Raw genomic sequence first — 21,827 nt, 5'->3', positions numbered from 1 at the left:
GCGTCAGCGGCCGCGCATGGCGGACCGGGCGCCCTTCGTCTGGATGGGGCCCTTCGGAATGGGGGCCTTGGGGCGCATGGCGTCCAGAGCGCGGAGGCGCTGGTTGACCTCGGTGATCTTGGCGGGCGACAGCTTCTTGGGCAGCTTCTTGATCTGATCGGCGAGCTTGTCCAGCGGCACCTGGCCCGTGCCCTTGCCCATCTGGATGATGGTGACGTCCACGCCGTAGGCCACCTGCTCGTGCTTCTTCTTCTCGCTGGCCAGCAGCGGCTTCAGCCTGCCGGGCTCGCCCTCGCCGATGAGCACCAGCCCCCCGGGACCGAGCGTGCGGTGCACGGCGTCGAGGCTCCGGGTCGCGGTGATGACGGGGGTGGAGATCCACTGCTTGGGCAGCATCTGCAGCGCCACTTCCGCGGAGCCGGCCTGGCCCTCGAAGCGACGGTAGACGGCCTTGCGGGCCCGCCACGTGAAGATCGACAGCGCCCCGAGCATGCCGGCGGAGACGCCCACGATGCCCCAGATGAGGGGGGCGTTGAGCACGAAGCCGAGGATGAGCAGCGCAGCCCAGGGCACGAGGAAGCCGGCCAGCATCAGCCACGGCAGCACCGTGTCGTACTTGACCGTGACCTTGTAGGTCTCGCGGAGCTGCTTCCACCAGCCCCAGTCCTTGGGGTCTGTGGAGTTCTTCTTGGCCGCCTTGGCGGCCTTCAGCTCGGCCTTCTGCTTTTCAGCTAGCGCCTTGGCTCTCTCGCTGGCCATCGTGTGTCTCCGTCTCAGCCGATTGTGATGCGCGCGTCCATCGCCGTCCGGTACAGGCGTCCCGCCCTGTACGAGGAGCGGACCAGAGGACCAGACAGCACGCCAGAATATCCGATCCCGCGCGCCTCCTCCGCCAGGTCCTCGAACTCCTCCGGCGTGACCCAGCGGTCGATCGGGTGGAGCGTGGCGTTGGGGCGCAGGTATTGGGTGATGGTGATCAGTTCGGCGCCCGCGTCGTGCAGGTCCTGCAGCGCCTGGCTGATCTCCTCGCGGGTCTCGCCCATGCCCAGGATGAGGTTGGACTTGGTGACCAGGCCGGCCTCCCGCGACATAGTCAGCACCCGCAGCGAGCGGTCGTAGCGGAAGCCCGGACGGATGCGCTTGAAGATCCGCGGCACCGTCTCGACGTTGTGCGCGAACACCTCGGGGCGGGCGTCGAACAGCTGCCCGAGCAGCTCGGCGCGCCCGGAGAAGTCCGGCGCCAGCATCTCGACGCCGACCCCCGGGTTGAGCGCATGGATCTGGCGGATGGTCTCCGCGTACAGCCAGGCCCCCTCGTCGGGGAGGTCGTCGCGGCACACCCCGGTGACGGTGGCGTAGCGAAGGCCCATCTTCTTCACCGACGCGGCCACCCGCAGGGGCTCCGACGGGTCGTAGCTCTCGGGCTTGGCGGACTCGATCTGGCAGAAGTCGCAGCGGCGGGTGCACTGATCCCCGCCGATGAGGAACGTGGATTCGCGATCCTCCCAACATTCGTAGATGTTGGGGCAGCCGGCCTCCTGGCACACGGTGTGGAGGTCACCGTCGCGCACGATCTTCTGCAGGTCCGTGTAGTTGGGGCCCATCTTCGCGGTGGTGCGGATCCAACTCGGCTTGCGCTCAATCGGGGTCTCGGCGTTTCTCGACTCCACGCGGAGGAGTCGACGTCCATCGGGCTGCACTGCGGTCACCCGCACAGCCTACCCGCTGCCGCCGGGAGGGCCCCGGCCGTGGCGCTAGCCTGAGCGGGTGCTCACGCGCCCCGCCACTTCGACCCGCCCGGTGACCGCCGGTGTCGCGGCCCTGGTGGTCGCCGGCGTCGCCTGGGGCACCTCCGGCACGCTCGGCACCCTCCTGCGCGGCACCTCCGGGCTGGGATTCCTGGCCGTCGCCGGCTACCGGATCCTCGTCGGCGGGCTGCTGCTCATGCTCGCGGTGGCGCTGACCGGCCGCGTGCGGTGGCCGCGCCGTCGCTCCGGGTGGAGGCGGGTGGCGGCGATGGCCGCGTGCTCGGCGGTGTACCAGTTCGGCTTCTTCAGCGCGGTGGGGTTGCTGGGCGTGTCCATCGCCACGCTGGTCACCGTCGGCTCGGCGCCCGTGATGGTGCTGGTGGTGGACCTCGCGACGGGCCGGCAGCGGCTCACGCGGCCGCTGGCGCTGGCGCTGGGTTTCACCGCCGTCGGCCTGGCCCTGTTCATGGGTGCGCCGCCGCAGGGGGTGTCGGTGGCCGATGCGCTCTGGGGGGCGGGGCTGGCCCTGGTGGCCGGGGCGGCGTTCGCGGTCATCAGCCTGCTGGGCGCCCGTCCGGTGGCGGACTACCACGACGCCACCGGCTCGGCCCTGGCCTTCCTCCTCGGTGGCCTGGTGGTGCTCGGCGCCGCCACCGTCGCCGGCCAGAGCGTCTGGTTCGTTCCGACGCCCGCGAGCGTTGCACTTGTGGTGGCTCTCGGCCTCATCCCCTCTGCCGTCGCCTACCTCGCCTACCTGCGCGGGCTTCGCACCCAGAGCTCGACGACCGGGGTGATGGTGGCGCTGCTGGAGCCGCTGACCGGGGCCGCGCTGGCGTTCCTGGTGCTGGGGGAGCGCCTCAGCGCCGCCGGGCTCGTCGGCGCGGCGCTGCTGCTGGCGGCGGTGGTGCTGTCGTCGCGACGGGCGGCCGCGCCTCCGCACGCCGTCGAGTGATCAGCCGAGGATCGGGTCCAGGGCCCGTGTCAGGGGGGTGCGCAGGTCGTCTGCCACTGCCTTGACGCTCCACTGGCCGGGCAGCTCCTCGACGATCGACGTCACCCCCGCGTCGGCGATGCCGCAGGCGATGATGTTGCTGAAACGCTCGGCCGAGCTCAGCACGTTGAGCGCAAAGCCGTGCATCGTGGTGCGCCTGGCCACGCGCACGCCGATGGCGCAGATCTTGCGCTCAGGCCGATCCCCGTCGGCGGGCAGCCACACCCCGGTGCGGCCCTCGACCCGGCCGCTGGTCAGCCCGTAGCCGGTGAGCAGTTCGATGACGGCCGCCTCCAGGGCGCGCACGTAGTCCACTACGCCGACGCCCTCCCGCAGCTGCACGATCGGGTAGCCGACGAGCTGGCCGGGGCCGTGATAGGTGATCAGCCCGCCGCGGTCCACGTCGATGACCGGGGTGCCGTCCTGGGGGCGCTGCTCGGCGGTGGTGCGGCGGCCGGCGGTGTAGACGGGGGAGTGCTCGACGTAGAGGACCTGGCCGGGGGCGCCGCCCGCGACCGCGGCGTGCAGGGCGCGCTGCCGGTCCCAGGTCTCCTGGTAGTCGGCCAGGGACTCGCCCAGGCCGCGATCGTCGAACGTGAACATGGGCCCGATGCTAACCGCTCAGAACAGGGCGGCGGTGAGTGAGACCAGGGGCGGGGCCAGCAGCAGCGCGGGCAGCAGGTCGCCGACGGGGATCTGCTTGAGGTTGAGCAGCCTGAGCCCGAGCGCGAGCAGCACCACGCCGCCGGTGGCGGTCAGCGCGTCCACCTGTGCGGTGCTCAGCACGTCGCCGGCGAAGTAGCCGACGGCGGTCAGCGACCCCTGGATGAGCGCCACCGCCCCGGCTGAGGCGAGCACTCCCCAGCCCAGCGTGGAGGCGAACGCCATGGCCGCGAAGCCGTCCAGCACGGACTTGACGAGCAGCTGGTCCGCGCCGCGACCCAGCCCGTCGGACAGCGAGCCCAGGATGGCGAGGGGACCCACGCAGAACAGGAGCGTGGAGGTGACCATGGCGTCGACGAACCGCGCCGCATCCCCGGAGGCGGTGAAGCGCCCCCGCAGCCAGGCGGCGCCCTGCTCGAGGCGGTCCTCGACCCGCAGCCAGGACCCCAGCAGAGCCCCGACGAGCAGCGACGCGAGCACGATCAGCATCGCCGCGCCGTCGACCTCGTGCCGCAGCGCCTCCGATCCCATGGCCACCACAGAAAGTCCGCCGAGCACCAGGGTGACCAGGCCGAGCACGGAGGTGACGGTGTCCTTGGTCTTCTCGGGGATCCGGTTGCCCAGGGCTATCCCGAGGAGGGCGCCGACCACCACGGTAATGACGTTGACGACAGTCCCGACCCCGATGAACACGCCTGTCATCCAATCAGATCCGGCGTTCCCGCCCTACGTGGGGGTCGATCCGTGCCAGTCTGGGGGAGGGCTGTCCACCAGCCACGGACGAGTTGTTCAAACTTTGTTTAACGTTTAGGCTGTGGGCACCGGCGGGAGAAGGAGGGGACCGTGCGCCGATTCCTGCACGAACCGCGCGCCTTCCTGACCGCCGCCCTGGTCAACCCCGTCGAGCGGATCCGCACGGAGACGCCTGCCGTGCGCCGCCGTCGCCGGATCGTGGTGGGGGTCACGGTTGTCCTGGGCGCCGTCGCCCTGGGTCTGGCGCTCTCCATCGAACCCGGCGCGCCCGAGTTCTACGCCGCGACACTCGGCGTCGCGGCGCTCTGGATCCTCGGGGCGTTCGTCTCCGGCCCCCTCTACCTCGGGGAGGGGCGCACCCGCGACGGTGGCCGCAGCAGGGGCGCGCTGCAGGGCTTCCTGCTGGGGCTCATACTGCTCGCCGTCTTCCTCGCCGGCGCCCTCGTCGTCAACCGGATCCCCGTCCTCTCGGCCCCCGTCGAGGACCTGCTGGACTACGCCCGCTACGGGTCGCTCTGGCTCGTGGCGCTCGTCACGGCCGTCAACGGGGTGGCCGAGGAGCTGTTCTTCCGGGGCGCCGTCTACGCGTCGCTGGACCGACGGTTCAACGCCGTCGGCTCCACCGCCCTGTATGCCGCGTCCACGCTGTTCACGGGGGTCCCGCTGCTCACCTTCGCCGCGGTCTGCCTCGGCCTGCTCACCGCCGCCCAACGCAGGGTCACAGGTGGGGTCCTCGGGCCGATCGCCTCCCACCTGACCTGGTCACTGGGCATGCTGATCCTGCTCCCACCGTTGTTGTCCCTTGGAGGCTGACATGTCCACCCGCACCGCACTCGTCACAGGCGCCACCGGCCACGTCGGCGCCCGGCTCGTCCCCGCGCTCCTGGACGCCGGGTGGCGGGTCCGGGTGCTGTCGCGCAACCCCGGGAAGCTCGCGCCCGCCTGGCGTGACCGGGTCGAGGTCACCGCCGGAGACGCCACCCGCACCTCCGACGTGCTCCGGGCGCTGGACGGGGTGGAGGTGGCCTACTACATGCTGCACTCGATGGACGGTCGCGGGGACTACCGCCGGCGTGACCGCGAGCTCGCCGAGACCTTCGCCGCCGCCGCACTGGTCTCCGGGGTGGAGCGGATCGTCTACCTCAGCGGACTGCACCCGGAGGGGAAGCTCTCGGAACACATGGCCTCCCGGGTGGAGGTGGGTGAGATCCTGCTCGGCTCAGGGGTGCCGACGGCGGTCCTCCAGGCCGGCGTGGTGCTGGGGGAGGGGTCGGCGTCCTTCGACATGCTGCGCCACCTCTCCGAGCGGCTCCCCGTGGCGGTGGGGCCCAAGTGGCTGCGCAACCGCATCCAGCCCATCGCCGTCGACGACGTCATCCACTACCTCGTCCGCGCCGCCGACCTCCAGCCAGACGTCAACCGCGCCATCGACGTCGGGATGGAGGAGGTGCTCACCTATGTGGAGATGATGCACCGCTACGCCACGGCCACCGGGCTGCAGCCGCCGTTCGTGGTCACGCTCCCCGTCCTCACACCCCGCCTCGCCTCGCTGTGGGTGGGTCTGGTGACCCCCGTGGACTCCGCGATCGCCAGGCCGCTGGTGGGCAGCCTCATCCACGACGCCGTCAAGAGCGACGACGACGCCGCCGGCCTGCTCGGGGACCCCCCGGGTGGGCTGACCGGGTTCGACGACGCCGTCCGGAAGGCCACCGCGGAGGTGGATCCGGCGCGTCCCCGCCGCACCTACGCGCGCCTCGGGGTCGCATTGCTCGCTCTGGCCCTCGTGGTCGCTGCCGCGAGTAGCCTGATCCGACGTAGGAATGGAGGCCGTTGAATGCACGACCATTACAGGGCTGGAAGCGTGACCACGACCGAGGCGTTCGACCGGGGCGCGGGGCACTACGACCTCATGGTGGCCCTCAACCCCGGGTACCACCGCGAGCTCAGGCGCGCCGCCACGGCGCTGGTCGAGCGGGTGGGCGGGGATGCCCGGCTGCGGCTGATCGACCTGGCCTGCGGCTCCGGTGCCTCGACGGCGGCGCTGGTTGGTGCCGCCCCCGAGGGCACGGAGATCCTCGGCCTCGACGCGTCCTCGGGGATGCTCGCCGAGGCCGGGCGCAAGCAGTGGCCCAGCGGGGTCAGCTTCGAGCAGGCCGTGGCCGGCACCCTGGACCTCGACGCCGTCGGCGGTGACCGGGACGGCATCCTGACCTGCTACCTCTTCCGCAACGTGCCGCCCATGACGCGTGACCGCGCGGTCACGGAGGTGTTCCAGCTGCTGCGCCCCGGGGGCTGGCTCGTCGTCCAGGAGTACTCGGTGGCCGGCGACGACCGGGCCAGGCGCGTCTGGGACGCGGTGTGCCGCGCCGTGATCATTCCGCTGGGCACCGTCGTGGACCGCGACGTGGACCTCTACCGCTACCTGTGGCGCAGCGTCCGCGACTTCGACTCCGTCGACCGCTTCGCGCACCGGCTCACCAGGGCCGGGTTCGTCGACATCGCGCACCGCACCGCCTCCGGATGGCAGCGCGGCATCCTCCACACGTTCGTCGCCCGCAAGCCCGAGGAGCATGCATGAGCACCACCACCTACCCCGGCCGCGACAAGCGGGCCGTCCGACATCCGGGCCCGCTGGGAGTGTCGCGGGTGGGGGAGCCGAAGTCGGTCGCGGTCGTCGGCGGAGGGATCGCAGGCCTGGCCGCCGCCGCCGGGCTGGCCGAGCGCGGGGTGCAGGTCACGCTCATCGAATCCTCGGACCGCCTCGGTGGGCGGGTGGCGGCATGGCCGCTGGACGACGGCCGCACCATGAGCCGCGGATTCCACGCGTTCTTCCGGCAGTACTACAACCTTCGCGGGCTGCTGCGGCGCATCGATCCGCAGCTGAACTCGCTGGTGCCGATCGAGGACTACCCGCTGCAGCGCCCGGACGGGATGCGGGACTCCTTCACCGGGCTGGCCACCACGCCGCCGTTCTCCGTGATGCAGTTCGTGTGGCGCAGCCCCGCGTTCAGCGCGCGCACGCTGGCCAAGGTCAACGTGCCCGCGGCCATGGAACTGCTCCGGGTGAAGTTCCCCGAGACCTACTCCGCCTACGACGGCGAGTCCGCCGCGGATTTCCTGGACAGGTTGCGCTTCCCGGAGGCGGCCCGCGACCTGGCCCTGGAGGTGTTCGCCCGGTCGTTCTTCGCCGACCCGTCGCAGTTCGGCGCCGGGGAACTGGTGGCCATGTTCCACACCTACTTCATGGGATCGGCCGAGGGCCTGCTCTTCGACGTGCCCGTCGACGACTACGACACCGCCCTGTGGGCGCCCCTCGGCCGCTACCTCGCGGGTCGCGGGGTGGACATCAGGGTCGGCCAGCACGTCGAGGCGATCGGCATCGGGCAGGGCGCCACCACTGTGGTGATCGACGGGGAGGCGAGCACCTACGACGCCGTCGTCCTCGCCACGGACCCACGCACCAGCCGGGAGCTGATCTCGGACCTGGCCGGCAGCAGTTGGGGGGCGTGGCAGCGACGCGTCGCGGGCACGGTCAACGCGCCGCCGTTCGTTGTGGTGCGGCTGTGGCTGGACACCCCGGTGGACGCGTCGCGCCCGGCGTTCGTCGGCACCTCCGGCTACGGGCCGCTGGACAACGTCTCGGTGCTGGAGCGCTTCGAGAAGGGCGCCGCGGACTGGGCGACGGAGCACCGCGGCTCCGTCGTCGAGCTGCACGCCTACGCCGCGGACCCGGCGGTGGCGTCTGATCCGGGCGCGGCTGAGGGGGTCGCGGCGAGGCTGGAGGAGGAACTGCACCGGATCTTCCCGGAGACGGCCGCGGCCGGCGTTCTGGAGCGCGAGGTGCTGGTGCGCGACGACTGCACGCTGATCGGGCCGGGCAGGTGGGCGGACCGCCCAGGCGTGAGGACGCCGTCGCCGCGGCTGGTGCTGGCGGGCGACTGGGTCCGCTGCCAGTACCCGGTGGCACTGATGGAGCGGGCGGCCACGACAGGCTTCCTGGCGGCCAACGCCCTCCTCGAGGGGTGGGGCGCGGCCGGCCACGACCTGTGGACGGTGCCGATGGAGGGGCTACTGGGCCGCTGGCCCCGCCGCTGACCCTCTCTGGGTCGAGCGGGCCGAGCCGCACCCTCCGCTGATTGAGTCATGGTCTCCCCGGGCGGGGCGCCCGTTCAGGGCGGAGAATGCCGATTCGACTCATCGAGCTGACTAGGCGCGACGGGGCATTTTCGGAGTCCCGGGCCAAGCCGCACCCTTCTCCGCTGGTTGAGCCGGGCAAAGCCGCACCCTCCCGCTGGTTGAGCCGGGCCAAGCCGCGAAGCGGCGCAGCCCGCGTCGAAACCGACGCAGGCCTCCAGCAGGACTCTGGGTGATGTCTCAGGACATCGCTTGACATATGTGCTCAGGACATCGCTGACAGATGCGATGGGTTTCGACGCAGCAGCGGGCGCTTCGCGCCGTAGCTGGCTCAACCAGCGGGATGGCAGAGCCGCACCTTCCCGCTGGTTGAGCCGGGCCGAGCCGCGGAGCGGCGCAGCCCGCGTCGACTTGGGTTGAGCCGGGCAAAGCCGCTTAGCGGCGCAGCCCGCGTCGAAACCCGACGCAACCCTCCAGCAAGACCCCAGCACCGGGTCAACGGTGACCCGGCAGCGGTCCGGCAGCCTCTCGGCACCGTCAGTCGGAATCGAGACGTGCGCGCGCCCCATCCGAGATCTCACACGGCTGAGTCTGGCGACCCTTGCGAGCCAAGCCGGGCAAGTCGCCGTACCGACCTTCAACCAGCGCGATCCGCTTCTCCCTGCCCCAGCCTTGAATCTTCTTCTCGACGTTGAACGCCTCATCGATTCGCTCGAACTCCTGGGCCCAGACGAGGCGCACGGGTCGCCGACGGCTGGTGTACGTGGCGCCACGACCCGACATGTGTTGCGTGACCCGTTCCCCGAGGTCCCAGGTCGACCCGACGTAGAAGCTCCCGTCGGAGCATTGGAGCATGTAGGTGAATGGCATGCCCCCATCGTGGCTGCGACACAGCGTCAGGCAAGGGCAATGCGCCCACCTGTGGATAACTTGCGAGTCCGTGCGCCAGGTTCGGGTCGGTTTCGACGCGGGCTGCGCCGCTTCGCGACTTGGCCCGGCTCAACCAGCGGGGAAGGGTCCGAAGGGTCAGTGGGCGGCGGCGAAGCTCACCGAGGGCATCGCCCCCACGACCGCCCTCACCGCGACACTCAACTTCTCCCGGTTCGGCACCCGGATCCGGCCTGAGAACACGTCGTAGTCAGCCGCCTCGATCCGGTCCAGGATCCGGCTGTACAGGACGAGCGCGGTCCCGACGCAGCGCTTGGAGGCCGGCGGCAACATGTCGAGCCCACGGACCCCTTCGGCGTACAGCTCCCGGTTCCGGGCCACCTGCTCGGCCATCATCGCCCGCCACTGCGGCGTGACGCGGCGGAGCCACGGATCCGCGCCGTGCCTGGCCAGATCCTCCTGAGGCAGGTAGACACGCCCGCGGTCCAGGTCCTCGTTGATGTCGCGCAGAAAGTTGGTGAGCTGGAACGCCTGCCCCAGCGCCCGCGCCGGCCCCATCGCCTCCGGGGTGAGGGGCTCGAGCACCGGCAGCATCATCTCGCCGATCACCGCGGCCGAGCCCTCCATGTACCCGTCGCGCAGGTCCTCCCACGTCTCCCACGTGTCGCGGGTGAAGTCAGAGGCCATCGCGTCGAAGAAACGCTCGAAGCACTCCGGGTCCGTGCCGCGCCGGTTGATGCTCTCGACGATGGCCGCCATCACCGGCTGCTCGGCCATCCCGCGGGCCAGGGAGTCGAAGAACGTGGCGCGGAAGGCCGCGAGCCGCTCCTGGGGGGTCCCGTCGCGCGGCACCGCGGCGTCGTCGGCCTGCACCTTGTCCGGCTCGTCGACGATGTCATCCGCCAGCCGGCACAGCGCGTAGACGCTGTACACGTCCTTGCGCTGGGACTTCGGCAGCAGCAGCGCACCCCAGTAGTAGGTGGTGCCGTACTCCCGGGTGAGCTCGGCGCACCGCCGGTAGCCGGCGTCCAGGGATGCGTTCACCGCCCCATCTCCGCGACCCTCTTCGCAGCCAGCTTCCCCGACACCAGCACCATCGGGATGCCGACCCCCGGGGTGGTGCCGGACCCGGCGAACACCAGGCCGGGAACGCGACGATCCACGTTCTTCGGGCGGAACGGGCCGGTCTGCGGGAAGGTGTGGGCCAGCGCGAACGGGGTGCCCGCCGCCATGCCCTGGCGCTCCCAGTCCACCGGGGTGACGAGCTCCTCGGTGACGATGTCGGTGGGGTAGCCCATCTTCTCGAGCGAGCCGAGCATCCGCTCCCGCAGGCGAGGTCCCTCGACGTCCCAGTCCAGGCGCCCCACCTTGAGGTTGGGGACGGGCTCCAGGTAGTAGAGGACGTGGCACCCCTCGGGAGCTGCAGCCGGGTCGTCGATCGACGGCACGGACAGGAACCGCGACGGGTCCGTCATTGCCGTCCCGCCGTCGAGCAACTCCCGGAAGGACTCGTCCCACGCCTTGCCGAAGTAGATGTTGTGGTGCCCCACGCCGTCGGGCAGCGTGCCGCGGACGCCCACGTGCCACACCAGCGCGCTGGGGGAGTACCGACCGTTGCGTGCCACCCGCGGCGCACGCACGTCGGGTAGTAGGCGCTCGTAGGCGACGGGGAGATCCACCGTCACCACGACGGCGTCGGCCGCCAGGACCTCGCCGCCCGGTAGGCGCACACCTGCCGCTGAGCCGTCGGCGCGCCGCTCCACCCGCTCCACGGGGGTGGAGTAGCGGAACTCGACGCCAGCGTCTGCGGCCGCCGCAGCCATGGCGCGCGGGACGGCGTGCATGCCGCCCTCCGGGAAGAAGACGCCCTCGATGGAGTCCATGTAGGTGATCACGGCGTAGAGCGCCAGCGCCTGGGCGGGTGCCAGGCCCGCGTACATGGCCTGGAAGCTGAACATCCGATGGAGGCGCTCGTCGTCGAACCGTCGAGCGACGGCCGGGCCCAGCCGGCCGAACCCGCCCAGCCGGATCAGCTCAAGCGCGGCCATCGGAGACCGGAACAGGCTCAGGGGGGAGTTGAAGTTGGCGTCGATGAAATGCGGGAGCTCCACATCGTTGAGCCGCTTGAGCCACACCACGAACTTGTCGAACGCGGCCGCGTCCTTCGCGCCGCTGTGCGCGGCGATCTCGGCGCGCATGGCCTCGTGGCCGGCGCGCACGAGCAGGGTGGAGCCGTCGGCGAAGTGCGCGTGGTAGGCGGGATCGAGTTGCTTGAGGGTGACGTAGTCCGGCACCCGCTTCCCGACGGCGCTGAACGCCTCCTGGAGCAGGGAGACCATGGTGAAGACCTTGGGACCGGTGTCGAACGTGAAGCCGTCCTTCTCCAGCAGGCCGTTGCGGCCGCCGGGAATGGCCTCGCGCTCCAGGACGGTGACCCGGTAGCCGTCGCCGGCCAGGTGCATCGCGGCGGCAAGGCCGGAGAGCCCCGCCCCCACCACGGCCACGTGGCGCTGCGCGCCGGACTTCCCCGGGATCCGTCGTCCGCGGCTCATGACTGCCTCCAGGCGAGCGAGCCGGCGGCTTCGCGGAGACCGGCTACGCCGGCCGCCACGAGTGGGGGCATCTCCAGGCAGGCCAGCCCGTCGTCGACGGCCTCGGCGATCATTGCTTCGAGCTCGTCGGCCACGCCCGCGGCGCGGATGGCGTCGGCGAGATGGTCGACGTCCTCGCGTGCCAGGTCGGGGGTGCCGAGGCGGCTGAGGAGGTGGGCGTCGGGGCCGCTGAGGCGGTCCTCGGCGAGGGAGAGGAGCACGGTTGCCTTCGCTTCCAGGAGGTCGTCCCCGGCGGGTTTGCCGGTGATGTCTGGGTCTCCCCAGACACCGAGGTATTCGTCGCGGAGAGCGAACGCGCGGCCGAGATGGTCGCCGCACTCCATGAGGGTGGCGACGACGGCGGGGTTGGCGCCGGCGGCGGTGGCCCCGATCTGGAGGGGCCTGGCGACGGTGTAGCGGCCGGTCTTGGCGCGGGCGATGTGCTCGGCGTGGGGACGGTCGCGGCGGGCCGCTGCGGCGCCGGTGAGGTCCGCGCGCTGCCCGGCGATGAGCTCGACCGACAGCGCGTACCAGACCTCGCGCAGGGGCTGCGGGAGGCCGTCGACGAGTCTGTCGGAGATGGTGTGGGCCAGGTCACCCAGGAGGATCGCCATGTTGCGGCCGAAGACCTCCGCGTCGCCGGAGGCACCGGCCGCGCGGTGCCATCCCGCCGAGGCCACGTGGGCCGACGGGCGCCCGCGGCGGGAGTCCGATTCGTCCATCACGTCGTCGTGGATGAGCGCGAAGAGATGCAGGGTCTCAAGGGCGGAGGCGGAGCGGATGAGGTTGCGGTACCCGGAGGAGCCGTGGGTCCCGCCGGTGGCGATGAACCCCCAGTAGGCCAGGGCCACGCGCAGCCGCTTGCCGTGGCCCACCAGCAGGCCGCCGAGCCAGCGTGGCAGGTCCGCCTCGAGCACGTCGAGGCCGAGGTCTCCGGCGTAGCTCTGCCACTCGACGGTGAGGGTGTTGACCTCCGCCGCGAGGAGGGCGTCGACGTCCGCGATGGCCGCGCCGACGTCGATGGTGGGCGGCGCGGGCCGCCACACGGCATCGGGGTGCGCCGAGGCGATCTGGGGTACTTGCAGGGCGGCCCAGGGGCTGTAGACGTGAGGTGTCGCGGTGATGGCCGCGGACAGGTTCTCCCAGGGCACCCAGGCCCACTCGGAGACCTCGTCGGGGTTGGCGATGGGCTGCTCGTCGGGCACGAAGGCCGCGAAGACGGGGCAGATCTCGTTCTCCACGATCCCCGAGGCGTCGACGGCGCGGTAGCGGAAGTCCGGAAGGAGGCTGACGAGGGGGCCGACGTTGAGGCCCAGCTCCTCGCGGATCCGGCGCCGGGCCGCGTCCTCGAGGGACTCGCCGGGCTTGGGGTGCCCGCAGCACGAGTTCGTCCACACGCCCGGCCAGGTCTTCTTGGCCAGGGCGCGGCGGGTGACGAGCACCTCGCCATGGGCGTTGAACACGTAGGTGGAGAAGGCCAGGTGGAGCGGCGTGGTGGTGGAGTGCACCTGCATGCGGTCGGCGCGGCCGATGGGCATGCCGTCCTCGTCGAGCAGGACCACGTCGTCGCGCTGGGCCGTGCGGCCTCGCGGTCTGGATGAGCTCGTGTCAGCGATCATGAGTGTCCAATGTTTGTTCAATCTTTCGCACGACGATAGCGAAAACGGCACCCGGATGCAACGCATTGCAGAAGGTTTGTTCAACCTTTGGTACGGTGTGCATCAGACTGGCCTGGAGGGACGTGCGAATGTACACAGTCAAGCAGGTGGCCGCGCTCACTGGAGTGGCTGAGGCCACCTTGAGGGTGTGGGAACGCCGTTACGACGTGGTGCGCCCATCGCGCACGCCCGGCGGGTACCGGCTCTACGACGACTCACAGGTGGGGGCGCTCCGGGAGATGGCCTCGCTCGTCGAGGCGGGCGTGCCGGCATCGCGGGCGGCTGAGGCGGTGCGAGGGCTGCCGGGCGCCGGGGACTCCCCGGTTTCGGGCCGTCCGGGACCCGAGGCGTTCGTCGCGGCCGCGGCGTCGCTGGAGCCGGCTCAACTCGACGACGTGCTGCGGCGCGCGTTCGCCAGCGGACCGTTCGAGGAGGTGGCCGACGGCTGGATCCTGCCGCAGCTGGCCCGGATCGGTGACGCCTGGGAGAGCGGCGAGCTGTCCGTGGCGCAGGAGCACTTCGCCAGCGCCGGCCTGATGCGGGCGATCTCGGCCGAGTTCGACGCCGCGCCGGCCGTCACTGGCGGCCCGACGGTGCTCGTCGGGCTTCCCGCTGGGGACCGGCACCAGTTGGCGCTGCTCACGTTCGCCACCTGCCTGCGTCGTCGCGGCGTCAACGTGGTCTACCTGGGCTCCGACATCCCGGTGGAGGAGTGGGTCCGGGCGGCCGACGGTCGCCGCGCGCGGGCCGCGGTGATCGGGGTGACCTCGGAGCGCTCCGTCGAGCCCGCGCAGGCGGTGGTGAATCAGCTGGCCGCGGTGTCGCCGCCTCTGTCGGTGTGGGTGGGCGGGTCCCACCGGGCCTCCGTCTCCGGGGTGCACCAGCTGCCCGACGCGGTGGCCGAGGCGGCATCGATCCTCCACATCAGCCTCGCGGCCGGACGCATCTGACCTTCCGACTGCAACGAGAAGGGGCGCCACCCCGCAGGATGGCGCCCCTTCGTCGTTGATCGGTGGTGGCTCAGAGGCCGAACTCGCCCCCGAAGTCGCCCTCTTCGAGGCGCGACTTGACGGTGGAGAGGAACCTGGCCGCGACCGCGCCGTCGATGAGACGGTGGTCGTAGCTGAGCGACAGGTACATCATGTGCCGCACCGAGATGGACTCGTTGCCGAAGCGGTCCTCGACCACGACCGGGCGCTTGACGAGCGCGCCGGTGCCGAGGATGGCCGCCTGCGGCTGGTTGATGATGGGCGTGTCGAACAGGGTGCCCGCCGAGCCGTAGTTGGTGATGGTGAACGTGCCACCCGACAGCTCGTCCGGGGTGACCTTGCTGGCGCGCGTGCGGGCCGCGAGGTCCGCGATCTTCTTCGCCAGGCCGGTGAGGTTGAGGTCTCCCGCATCCTTGATGACGGGCACCAGGAGGCCCTTCTCGGTGTCCACCGCGAGCCCGATGTGCTCGCCGTCGGCGTAGGTGACGGTGCCCGCCTCCGTGTCGATGGTGGCGTTGACGATCGGGAACTGCTTGAGGGCCTCGACGGCGGCCATCGTGATGAACGGAAGGTAGGACAGCGATGCGCCCTCGCGCTTCTTGAAATCGTCCTTGACCTGGGTCCGGATGTGGCTGACGGCCGTGACGTCCACCTCGACGGTGGCGGTGAGCTGGGCCGAGACCTGGAGCGACTCCACCATCCGCGCCGCGATCGTCTTGCGCAGCCGCGACAGCTTCTCCGTGGTGCCGCGCACCTGAGCGATGGGCGCCGAGGCCTTCGGGGCGGCGGCTGCCGGAGCAGCGGCCTTCGGGGCCTCGGGGGCCGGAGCGGGGGCGGCCTTCGCCGCCTCGGCCGCGGCCTTGGCTGCCTCAGCCGCCTCGATCACGTCCTGCTTGCGGATGCGGCCACCGACGCCGGTGCCCTTGACGCTGGACAGCTCCACGCCGTGTTCCTTCGCGAGCTTGCGCACCAGCGGCGTGACGTAGGTGCCGTCGGCTGATGCCTCTTCGGCGCGCCGTGCGACGGCGGCCTCGACGGCGGGTGAGTGCTCCTGCGTCGGAGCCGCCGGAGCGGGCTCGGTCTTCGGCGCCGGAGCGGGCTCAGCCTTGGCCGCTGGTTCGGCCTTGGGTGCGGGCTTGGGCTCGGGCTTCGCTGCGGGCGCAGGCTTGGGCTCGGGCTTCGGCTCCGGGGCGGCGGTGGCTTCGCCGACGATCGCCAGGACGGCGCCCACCTCGGCCACATCGTCTTCCTTGAAGCGGATCTCCAGCAGGGTCCCGGCGACGGGGCTGGGAATCTCGGTGTCCACCTTGTCCGTGCTGACCTCGAGGAGCGGCTCGTCGGCCTCGACGGTCTCGCCCACTTCCTTCAACCACCGCGACACCGTGCCTTCGGTGACCGACTCGCCCAGTGCGGGAAGGGTCACCTCGACGCCGGCGGACGAAGCTGCGGCCGACGGCTCGCTGGCAGGAGCGGCAGGTGCTTCCTCAGCTTCCTGCGCCTCGACGGGCTCCTCCTCGGCGCTCTCCTCGGCTGGCTCAGGCTCAGGTTCGGCCTCGGGGGCCTCCTCGGCAGGGGCAGCGGGTGCCTCGCCCGCGTCGTCGGCGTCACCGACGACGCAGAGGACTGCGCCCACCTCCGCGACGTCGTCCTCCTGGAAGCGGATCTCGAGCAGGGTGCCCGCGATGGGGCTGGGGATCTCAGTGTCGACCTTGTCGGTGGAGACCTCGAGCAGTGGTTCGTCGACTTCGACGGTGTCTCCGACTGCCTTCAACCAGCGGGAGATGGTGCCTTCCGTGACGGATTCGCCCAGCGCCGGGAGAGTTACTTCGGTTGACATGTGAGATGGCTCCTTTGCATACCGCGATTTGCCCCCAGCCTATATGCGATTCAGGCGTGCATGTGCAGTGCCCGGCCGGCCAACGCCCAGTTCGCTTCGGCGATCGCCTCGCTGAGGGTCGGGTGCGGGTGCACGATGCCGGCGAGGTCCTCGGGAGTGGCGTTCCAGCCCACCAGGAGGCTTCCTTCGGCGATCAGCTCGGCCACGTCCTCGCCCACCGCGTGCATGCCGACGATGGCGCCGCCCGATCGTCGCACCAACCGCACCACCCCGGTCTCGCGCTCCCCGGGTGCACGCAGGATCTGGGCGCGGCCGTTGCCGGTGAGGTGGTAGTCGACGACGTCGGCCTCGGGCCCGGCCTCCGCCGCGGTGAGGCCCACCGAGGCCAGCTGGGGGCTGGAGTAGGTGACGCGGGGGATGTCGGTGTCGCGGGGCAGCGCTGGCCGCTCGTGGTGCCTGCCCTGCAGGTGCGCGATCCGCTCCGCCAGGAAGATCCCGTGCGTGTAGCCGCGGTGCGCCAGTTGCGGCCCCGCCACCACGTCTCCCGCCGCGAACACGCCCTTGACGCGGGTCTGGAGGTGCTCGTCGACGACGAGGTGCCCGCCCGGGCCGATCTCCACGCCCGACTCGGCCAGCCCCATGCCGTCGGTGGCGGGGCGCCTCCCCACAGCCACCAGGAGCAGCTCCGTGTGGAGGGTCTCGCCTCCGATCCGCACCGCCACCCCGTCATCGGTGGCCTCGGCCGAGTCGACGGCGACGCCCAGCCGCACGTCCACCCCGCGACCCTTGAGCGCGCGGGCCAGGATCCGCGAATGCCCCGGCTCCTCGGCGGGCAGCAGCCGGTCCATGGCCTCCACGAGGGTCACCGCGACCCCCAGGTCCGCCCACAGCGACGCGAACTCCACCCCGATCACGCCACCGCCGAGCACGACGGCCCGCTCGGGGAGGGACTCCAGGCGGAGCGCGTGGTCGCTGGTGAGAATGCGCACCCCGTCGACCGCGAGGCCGAGCGTCACGGGCGCGGCCCCCGTCGCCACGACGACGGCGCGGGCACGGTGCACGATGGCGCCGGTCTCGATGCCGGGCCCACGTTCGTCGACCGTCAGCGTGCCGCGCTCGCGGATGACGGTGATGCCGCGCTGGGAGATCAGCGACTCCAGACCGCGGTGCAGGCCCCCGACGACGCCTTCGGCGTAGCGCAGGATCCCTCCCGCATCCGTCTCGCCGAGCGTGGCGCCGATCCCGAACGACGGCGCCTTGGCCACCGTCCGCCTCACCTTGGCCGCCTGCAGCCATGCCTTGGTGGGGATGCAGCCACGGTGGAGGCAGGTGCCGCCGAGCGCGGTGTCGTCGACGAGGGCCACCCGCAGCCCGAGCTGGGCGGCGCGCAGGGCGCAGGCGTAGCCGGCTGAGCCGGCGCCGAGGATGGCCACGTCAAAGGGGTCGCTCATGCGGCCCAGTCTTCCATGGCGCCTCAGCGCTGGTGGTGGACTTCGACGGCGCTCGCGGTGGCCGTCCGGGCGTCGGAGAGGCGCCGCGGCGGACCGCGGGGACCGGCGGTTTCGTCGACTCGGCATAATTGGCCCGTGGGTTGGTTTCGACGGCGACGGCGCGAGGCACAGGTGGCACGGGAGGATCGCCAGGTGCCGGATGCTCTGCGCGATCACCTGACCCACTTCGTCGCCACCCGCCGAGGCGTGGAGGCATGGGTGGAGCAGCCCACGTCGTTCAACAAGCCGTCGCTGCTGCTCGTGGCGGCCGACGGCGAGTCCACCCGTCGCGGCTTGCCGAGCGCGGCCTACGGCTACGAGTTCGCGGCCCGCTGCAACATCCCTTGCTACGACGCCGGCGTGGTCCCGTACCCGAAGCGGATGCGCGAGTACGGCCTCCGCGCGAAGCGCGCCCGCCAGTAACCTCGTCCCGAGCCGGCGGCGTCCCCCCGCGGGCTGAGGTGCCGCGGAGAGGCCTCGAAGCCTAAGGAAAGTGAACTGGCAAGGGACTTGGCCCATCTTGCCTACAGGACCTGTGGTCGGGTTGGCGACGTGTGGTGGGGGTCGGGCCGCCCATGATGCCGGCGGCGGCGCTTCGCGCTGCCACGCCGTCATCAACGCCCACCCAACCTGCCCCGGCCCCCACCACCCACCGCCCTGCTACCGTCCCGTCGCCTGCCTTACGTCCTGACGCCTGCCTTACGTCTCGACGCCTGCTCTGTATCGCAGGCGGCCCGGAGCCGCCTGACCTACGTTCAGCCGCCCGCGCTACAGCGCAGGCGGCCAGACTCAACGCAGGCGCCAACGCTGCCGTCGCCCCGAAGCGGGCCGACGCCTGGCTTATGTCTCGTCGCCTGCCTTACGTCCCGACGCCTGGCTTGCGTCTCGACGCCTGCTCTGTATCGCAGGCGGCCCGGAGCCGCCTGTCCTATGTTCGGCCGCCGGCGCTGTAGCGCCGGCGGCGAGACTCAACGCAGGCGCCAAATGGGTCCCACCGCCCCGAAGCCGGCCAACGCCAGAGGCCGGTTGGGTACGAGGGTGGGGGACGGCAGGGCGGATCGTGAGATGTGCGCGAGGGTGGGGGACGGCAGGGCGGCTGCGCGTCGGGATGCCCAGCCCGAGGATCACTCAACTGGATCCCGCCTGAGCAGACCTATGCCAGGGCCGCCCTGCGGGCACACGCCCTGACCCGGCCTCGACTCCCACCTCCCTGCACCGTCGACGGTGTAAGGAGTGGATAACGGCCGCCCGGGCCTTGAGTCACGCCTCTCGGCACCGACAACGGGGACCGGGCAAAGGGGACCGGGCAAAGGGGACCGGGCAACGGGAACCGGGGCACCCCTCAACAGGTCAGGCCGACAGCAACCCCGCCAGCGACACCAACGTCCGCACACCCGCACCCGTCCCGCCCTTCGGCACGTAGCCGTACGCCGCGTCCGGGTTCTCCGCCGGGCCGGCGATGTCCAGGTGGGCCCACGCCACGCCGTTGGGCACGAAGCGCTCCAGGAACGCCGCCGCGACCAGGGCGCCGCCCCAGCGGTGTCCGGCGCCCGACTTCATATCCGCGACCGTGGACTTCAGCTGCTCGCGCGTGTGCTCCGTGATGGGCAGCTCCCAGAAATCCTCGCCGGCGGCCTCCGCCGCGTCCAGCAGCAGGTCCGAGGTGGCCTCCCCATTGGTGAGCAGCCCACCGGTGCGCAGCCCGAGCGCGACCATGCAGGCGCCCGTGAGGGTGGCGACGTCGACGATGAGGTCGGGCTTGTCCAGGCCGGCGCGGGCGATGGCATCGGCCATCACGAGGCGGCCCTCGGCGTCGGTGTTGAAATTCTCCACCGTCTGGCCGTCGAACATGGTGAGCACGTCGCTCGAGCGGTACGCGCTGCCGGAGGGCATGTTCTCCGCCAGCGCGGCGTAGGCGGTCACCTTGATCTTGAGGCCCAGGGCGGCGATGGCGCGCGTCGCCGCGACAACCGCGCCTGCCCCGGACATGTCGAACTTCATGCCGGCCATCTGCCCGGCCGGCTTGATGTCCAGGCCACCGGAGTCGAACGTGATGCCCTTGCCCACCAGCGCCAGGTGCGTCTCGGCGCCCCGCGGCGCGTAGCTCAACCGCACCAGCCTGGGTCCGCGCGCGGAGCCTCCGCCCACCGCCATGATGCCGCCGTAGCCGCCGCGATCCAGGGCCTTGTCGTCGAGGATCTCGACGCTGATCCGCTCGTCGCGTACGTGGAGCCGCGCGGCCTCGGCGAACGTCTCGGGGTAGAGCAGGTTGGGGGGCGTGTTGCCCCAGTCGCGGGCCTGGCAGACGGCGTCGGCGGTGGTCTTGGCGCGCGTGACGGCGTCCTTCTGTTCGGCGCCGAGCATCGACGACACCAGCGACACCGAGCCCACCGCCGCGACCTTTGACGTGGCCGTGATCGGCTGGAACGCGTAGGCCCCCAGCAGCGCGCCTTCGCCGGCGGCGCGCAGCAGCTCGGGGTCGGTCAGCTCCAGTGACACCGCCACGTCCAGCCCCTGAGCCTCGGGGAGCTCGGCGATCTTCCGCAGGGCGGTGCCCACCGCCAGCCGCACCCCGGCGGGGGTGACGTCCGCGTCGCCGAGGCCGACCACCGCGAGGCGGGCGCCGTCGACGACGGGGAGGAAGGTGACCTCTTCACGCTTGGCGGAGGCGCCGAGCGCCGCGGCCAGATCGGCCACGCCGCGACCGTAGATCTTCGAGCACGTCTTGTCGAGGTCTCCGACGAGGCCGACGAGGGCCTGGCCGGCCTGGTTGATGGTCACCAGGCCGAGCACGACGACGTCGACGCCCTTCGGGAGGGACTTGGTCAGGGTCAGGTTTGGGTTCCGGCTCACCCGCGCAAGCCTACCGACATGGGAGTTGGGGCGGTCCGCATCCCGCGGGTACCTTTGCGCCCATGATCAAGCGGGTGGGCCTGTGGGCGTTCGTCGTGGCGGGCCTGGCCGTGGCCGCGTGGGGTGTGGTGTCGTGGGCGGCGCCGTCGACGTCCTGCCGCGGCATCGAGATGGGGCCCGGCGACGTCTGCGAGTACTCCAGCCTCACCAACGAGCGGGGCGGCAAGGTGCAGCGCTACGAGGATCGGATTGCGGTGGCCAGGCAGCAGGCCCCGTTCGCGGTGGCGGCGGGCCTGGGCATGGTGGCCTTCGGGGTGGTGGTGGCGCGTCAGCAGCGGGTCACGGATGCAGCGACATCGGACCGTAGATGAGGCGGTCCTCCTCGTAGAGGCTGACCTCCGCGACACCCTGCTCCAGCAGGTCGCCGTAGAAGACGCCGAGCCACTCCTCGGCTGCGGCCTGATCCTCGAAGCGGTGCAGCAGCCCGACAGCCTCCAAATCCGCGAGGGAGAAGGCGCCGGTCTCCGGCTTCCAGTGGTAGCTCATCAGATGGGGTCGCCACGGTTGATGCGGGGCGACGGCTGGCGGAAGCGCCGGATCATCAGCGAGCGGTTGAACATGTAGACGAGCAGGCCCCTGGTGGGGGCGTCGGGGTGGCGCTCGGCGAGCAGCTTCTTGAAGCCGCGCCACATGATGCCGACGTTGATGATGACGAGGCCGAGCAGCACCCACAGGCTCATCGAGATCCAGCTGGACAGCACGACGTTGTTCATGGTGACCATCACGGCGGCCATGACGAGGATCATGGCGGGCAGCATGAACTCCGCGACAGTCCAGCGGGTGTCGACGTAGTCGCGCACCAGTTGGCGCTCGGGGGACTTCTCCACCCGCTCCCAGGCCTCGTTGCGGGCGCGGGCCTTCGAGTTGGCGTCGGCCTTGCGCTGCTGCTTCGGGGTGAGGGTGGGGTGCAGGCGCTCCATCCGGGCGGCCTCGGCGGCGCGACGCGTGGGCGTGGCGCCTTCCTTCTTGCGCACCGCCTGCTTCGGCGCGGCTGCCGGGGTGCCCTGCTCGACGGCGGGCGCGGGGGCGGCGCCGGAGGAATTCTTCGCGGCCGCCTTCTCCCCCTTGGGGGTCAGCGTCGAGATGTGATCTGCTGAGCTGGTCTTCTGCGAGCGCTCGTAGGGGCGGAACAGTGCCACGGTGCTGGTGTCCTTGCGCGAGGGGCGGGTACG

Annotated in this window: 20 protein-coding genes and 2 pseudogenes; 8 read left to right on the top strand and 14 right to left on the bottom strand. The window is 71.4% G+C overall.

What is annotated here, in order from left to right:
- Positions 1 to 3: 3 nt before the first annotated feature.
- Together H5398_RS11470 and H5398_RS11465 are read right to left on the bottom strand one after the other, a co-directional pair.
- On the bottom strand, positions 4 to 759 hold the full coding sequence (locus tag H5398_RS11470; protein WP_182800100.1) for a DUF4191 domain-containing protein: 756 nt from the start codon (positions 757 to 759) through the stop codon (positions 4 to 6).
- A gap of 14 nt (positions 760 to 773) precedes the next feature.
- Positions 774 to 1,709: a lipoyl synthase gene (locus H5398_RS11465; RefSeq protein WP_182782442.1), complete on the bottom strand. Its 936-nt coding sequence runs from the start codon at positions 1,707 to 1,709 to the stop codon at positions 774 to 776.
- 58 nt (positions 1,710 to 1,767) lie between these two features.
- Here H5398_RS11465 and H5398_RS11460 point away from each other — a divergent pair, with 58 nt between their 5' ends.
- Positions 1,768 to 2,700 (top strand): DMT family transporter, encoded by a 933-nt coding sequence (locus tag H5398_RS11460; RefSeq protein WP_182800099.1) that lies wholly within the window; start codon positions 1,768 to 1,770, stop codon positions 2,698 to 2,700.
- Here the strand turns inward: H5398_RS11460 and lipB are convergent, their stop codons facing one another.
- Together lipB and H5398_RS11450 are read right to left on the bottom strand one after the other, a co-directional pair.
- Positions 2,701 to 3,342 carry a lipoyl(octanoyl) transferase LipB gene (gene lipB / locus H5398_RS11455; protein ID WP_182800098.1) on the bottom strand — a complete coding sequence of 214 codons (642 nt, stop codon included), beginning with the start codon at positions 3,340 to 3,342 and terminating at the stop codon, positions 2,701 to 2,703.
- Positions 3,343 to 3,360: 18 nt separating this feature from the next.
- Positions 3,361 to 4,104, bottom strand: coding sequence for a DUF554 domain-containing protein (locus H5398_RS11450; RefSeq protein WP_182782445.1), 744 nt, complete (start codon positions 4,102 to 4,104; stop codon positions 3,361 to 3,363).
- A 141-nt stretch (positions 4,105 to 4,245) separates the two neighbouring features.
- Here H5398_RS11450 and H5398_RS11445 point away from each other — a divergent pair, with 141 nt between their 5' ends.
- Genes H5398_RS11445 through H5398_RS11430 form a run of 4 tightly spaced genes read left to right on the top strand, consistent with a single transcriptional unit; the run spans position 4,246 to position 8,250 of the window.
- A complete protein-coding gene (locus tag H5398_RS11445; RefSeq protein ID WP_182800097.1) occupies positions 4,246 to 4,968 on the top strand; it encodes a CPBP family intramembrane glutamic endopeptidase in 723 nt (240 codons plus the stop codon).
- 1 nt (position 4,969) lies between these two features.
- Positions 4,970 to 5,989: an NAD(P)H-binding protein gene (locus H5398_RS11440; RefSeq protein ID WP_182800096.1), complete on the top strand. Its 1,020-nt coding sequence runs from the start codon at positions 4,970 to 4,972 to the stop codon at positions 5,987 to 5,989.
- Between the two features lie 27 nt (positions 5,990 to 6,016).
- Positions 6,017 to 6,733 carry a class I SAM-dependent methyltransferase gene (locus H5398_RS11435; protein WP_220489358.1) on the top strand — a complete coding sequence of 239 codons (717 nt, stop codon included), beginning with the start codon at positions 6,017 to 6,019 and terminating at the stop codon, positions 6,731 to 6,733.
- Positions 6,730 to 8,250, top strand: a complete 1,521-nt coding sequence (locus tag H5398_RS11430) for an FAD-dependent oxidoreductase (protein ID WP_182782449.1) — start codon at positions 6,730 to 6,732, stop codon at positions 8,248 to 8,250. Before H5398_RS11435 ends, H5398_RS11430 begins: the two co-directional genes overlap by 4 nt.
- Positions 8,251 to 8,826: 576 nt before the next feature.
- Here the strand turns inward: H5398_RS11430 and H5398_RS11425 are convergent.
- From H5398_RS11425 to idi, 5 genes and pseudogenes are all read right to left on the bottom strand, one after another.
- The gene (locus H5398_RS11425; RefSeq protein ID WP_182782450.1) at positions 8,827 to 9,159 is read right to left on the bottom strand and encodes a GIY-YIG nuclease family protein; all 333 of its coding nucleotides are present in this window, start codon (positions 9,157 to 9,159) and stop codon (positions 8,827 to 8,829) included.
- A gap of 156 nt (positions 9,160 to 9,315) precedes the next feature.
- Positions 9,316 to 10,221, bottom strand: coding sequence for a phytoene/squalene synthase family protein (locus tag H5398_RS11420; protein WP_182800094.1), 906 nt, complete (start codon positions 10,219 to 10,221; stop codon positions 9,316 to 9,318).
- Entirely contained in the window at positions 10,218 to 11,729 is a 1,512-nt protein-coding gene (crtI, locus tag H5398_RS11415) for a phytoene desaturase family protein (RefSeq protein ID WP_182800093.1), read from the bottom strand. Before crtI ends, H5398_RS11420 begins: the two co-directional genes overlap by 4 nt.
- A pseudogene (locus tag H5398_RS17825) lies at positions 11,726 to 12,628 on the bottom strand (polyprenyl synthetase family protein); the annotation flags it as partial. The gene crtI and the pseudogene H5398_RS17825, both read right to left, overlap by 4 nt.
- 216 nt (positions 12,629 to 12,844) lie before the next feature.
- Positions 12,845 to 13,387, bottom strand: a pseudogene (gene idi / locus H5398_RS17820) (isopentenyl-diphosphate Delta-isomerase); the annotation flags it as partial.
- A gap of 128 nt (positions 13,388 to 13,515) precedes the next feature.
- Between idi and H5398_RS11405 the strand changes: the two are divergent.
- Complete coding sequence (locus tag H5398_RS11405) at positions 13,516 to 14,376, top strand: MerR family transcriptional regulator (RefSeq protein ID WP_182800091.1); 861 nt, start codon at positions 13,516 to 13,518, stop codon at positions 14,374 to 14,376.
- Positions 14,377 to 14,446: 70 nt separating this feature from the next.
- Here the strand turns inward: H5398_RS11405 and sucB are convergent, their stop codons facing one another.
- Entirely contained in the window at positions 14,447 to 16,252 is a 1,806-nt protein-coding gene (gene sucB / locus H5398_RS11400) for a 2-oxoglutarate dehydrogenase, E2 component, dihydrolipoamide succinyltransferase (protein WP_182800090.1), read from the bottom strand.
- 50 nt (positions 16,253 to 16,302) lie between these two features.
- Entirely contained in the window at positions 16,303 to 17,703 is a 1,401-nt protein-coding gene (locus tag H5398_RS11395) for an FAD-dependent oxidoreductase (protein ID WP_182800089.1), read from the bottom strand.
- A 135-nt stretch (positions 17,704 to 17,838) separates the two neighbouring features.
- Between H5398_RS11395 and H5398_RS11390 the strand changes: the two genes are divergently transcribed.
- Positions 17,839 to 18,165, top strand: a complete 327-nt coding sequence (locus H5398_RS11390) for a hypothetical protein (RefSeq protein WP_182800088.1) — start codon at positions 17,839 to 17,841, stop codon at positions 18,163 to 18,165.
- Between the two features lie 927 nt (positions 18,166 to 19,092).
- Here H5398_RS11390 and H5398_RS11385 read toward each other — a convergent pair.
- A complete protein-coding gene (locus tag H5398_RS11385; protein WP_182800087.1) occupies positions 19,093 to 20,595 on the bottom strand; it encodes a leucyl aminopeptidase in 1,503 nt (500 codons plus the stop codon).
- A gap of 62 nt (positions 20,596 to 20,657) precedes the next feature.
- On the opposite strand from H5398_RS11385, the gene H5398_RS11380 reads away from it, so the two are divergent.
- On the top strand, positions 20,658 to 20,966 hold the full coding sequence (locus H5398_RS11380; RefSeq protein ID WP_182782520.1) for a hypothetical protein: 309 nt from the start codon (positions 20,658 to 20,660) through the stop codon (positions 20,964 to 20,966).
- Here H5398_RS11380 and H5398_RS11375 read toward each other — a convergent pair.
- Together H5398_RS11375 and H5398_RS11370 are read right to left on the bottom strand one after the other, a co-directional pair.
- Positions 20,935 to 21,141 (bottom strand): hypothetical protein, encoded by a 207-nt coding sequence (locus H5398_RS11375; RefSeq protein WP_182782521.1) that lies wholly within the window; start codon positions 21,139 to 21,141, stop codon positions 20,935 to 20,937. The two genes, H5398_RS11380 and H5398_RS11375, sit on opposite strands and share 32 nt — an antisense overlap.
- The gene (locus H5398_RS11370) at positions 21,141 to 21,794 is read right to left on the bottom strand and encodes a DUF3043 domain-containing protein (RefSeq protein ID WP_182782522.1); all 654 of its coding nucleotides are present in this window, start codon (positions 21,792 to 21,794) and stop codon (positions 21,141 to 21,143) included. The genes H5398_RS11375 and H5398_RS11370 overlap by 1 nt, the downstream gene beginning before the upstream one ends.
- Between the last annotated feature and the right edge of the window lie 33 nt (positions 21,795 to 21,827).

Origin of the sequence: Tessaracoccus sp. MC1679, from assembly GCF_014164775.1 — a bacterium.
Lineage (GTDB): Bacteria > Actinomycetota > Actinomycetes > Propionibacteriales > Propionibacteriaceae > Arachnia.
The sequence above is the reverse complement of the archived record's forward strand: the minus strand, read 5'-3'. Positions and strand labels throughout refer to the sequence as shown.

What these genes read in the sequence shown, in the direction of transcription:
- H5398_RS11470 (WP_182800100.1), bottom strand. Translation starts at nt 759, where the DNA reads ATGGCCAGCGAGAGAGCCAAGGCGCTAGCTGAAAAGCAGAAGGCCGAG.
- lipB (WP_182800098.1), bottom strand. Translation starts at nt 3,342, where the DNA reads ATGTTCACGTTCGACGATCGCGGCCTGGGCGAGTCCCTGGCCGACTAC.
- H5398_RS11450 (WP_182782445.1), bottom strand. Translation starts at nt 4,104, where the DNA reads ATGACAGGCGTGTTCATCGGGGTCGGGACTGTCGTCAACGTCATTACC.
- H5398_RS11440 (WP_182800096.1), top strand. Translation starts at nt 4,970, where the DNA reads ATGTCCACCCGCACCGCACTCGTCACAGGCGCCACCGGCCACGTCGGC.
- H5398_RS11430 (WP_182782449.1), top strand. Translation starts at nt 6,730, where the DNA reads ATGAGCACCACCACCTACCCCGGCCGCGACAAGCGGGCCGTCCGACAT.
- H5398_RS11425 (WP_182782450.1), bottom strand. Translation starts at nt 9,159, where the DNA reads ATGCCATTCACCTACATGCTCCAATGCTCCGACGGGAGCTTCTACGTC.
- crtI (WP_182800093.1), bottom strand. Translation starts at nt 11,729, where the DNA reads ATGAGCCGCGGACGACGGATCCCGGGGAAGTCCGGCGCGCAGCGCCAC.
- H5398_RS11405 (WP_182800091.1), top strand. Translation starts at nt 13,516, where the DNA reads ATGTACACAGTCAAGCAGGTGGCCGCGCTCACTGGAGTGGCTGAGGCC.
- sucB (WP_182800090.1), bottom strand. Translation starts at nt 16,252, where the DNA reads ATGTCAACCGAAGTAACTCTCCCGGCGCTGGGCGAATCCGTCACGGAA.
- H5398_RS11395 (WP_182800089.1), bottom strand. Translation starts at nt 17,703, where the DNA reads ATGAGCGACCCCTTTGACGTGGCCATCCTCGGCGCCGGCTCAGCCGGC.
- H5398_RS11380 (WP_182782520.1), top strand. Translation starts at nt 20,658, where the DNA reads ATGATCAAGCGGGTGGGCCTGTGGGCGTTCGTCGTGGCGGGCCTGGCC.
- H5398_RS11375 (WP_182782521.1), bottom strand. Translation starts at nt 21,141, where the DNA reads ATGAGCTACCACTGGAAGCCGGAGACCGGCGCCTTCTCCCTCGCGGAT.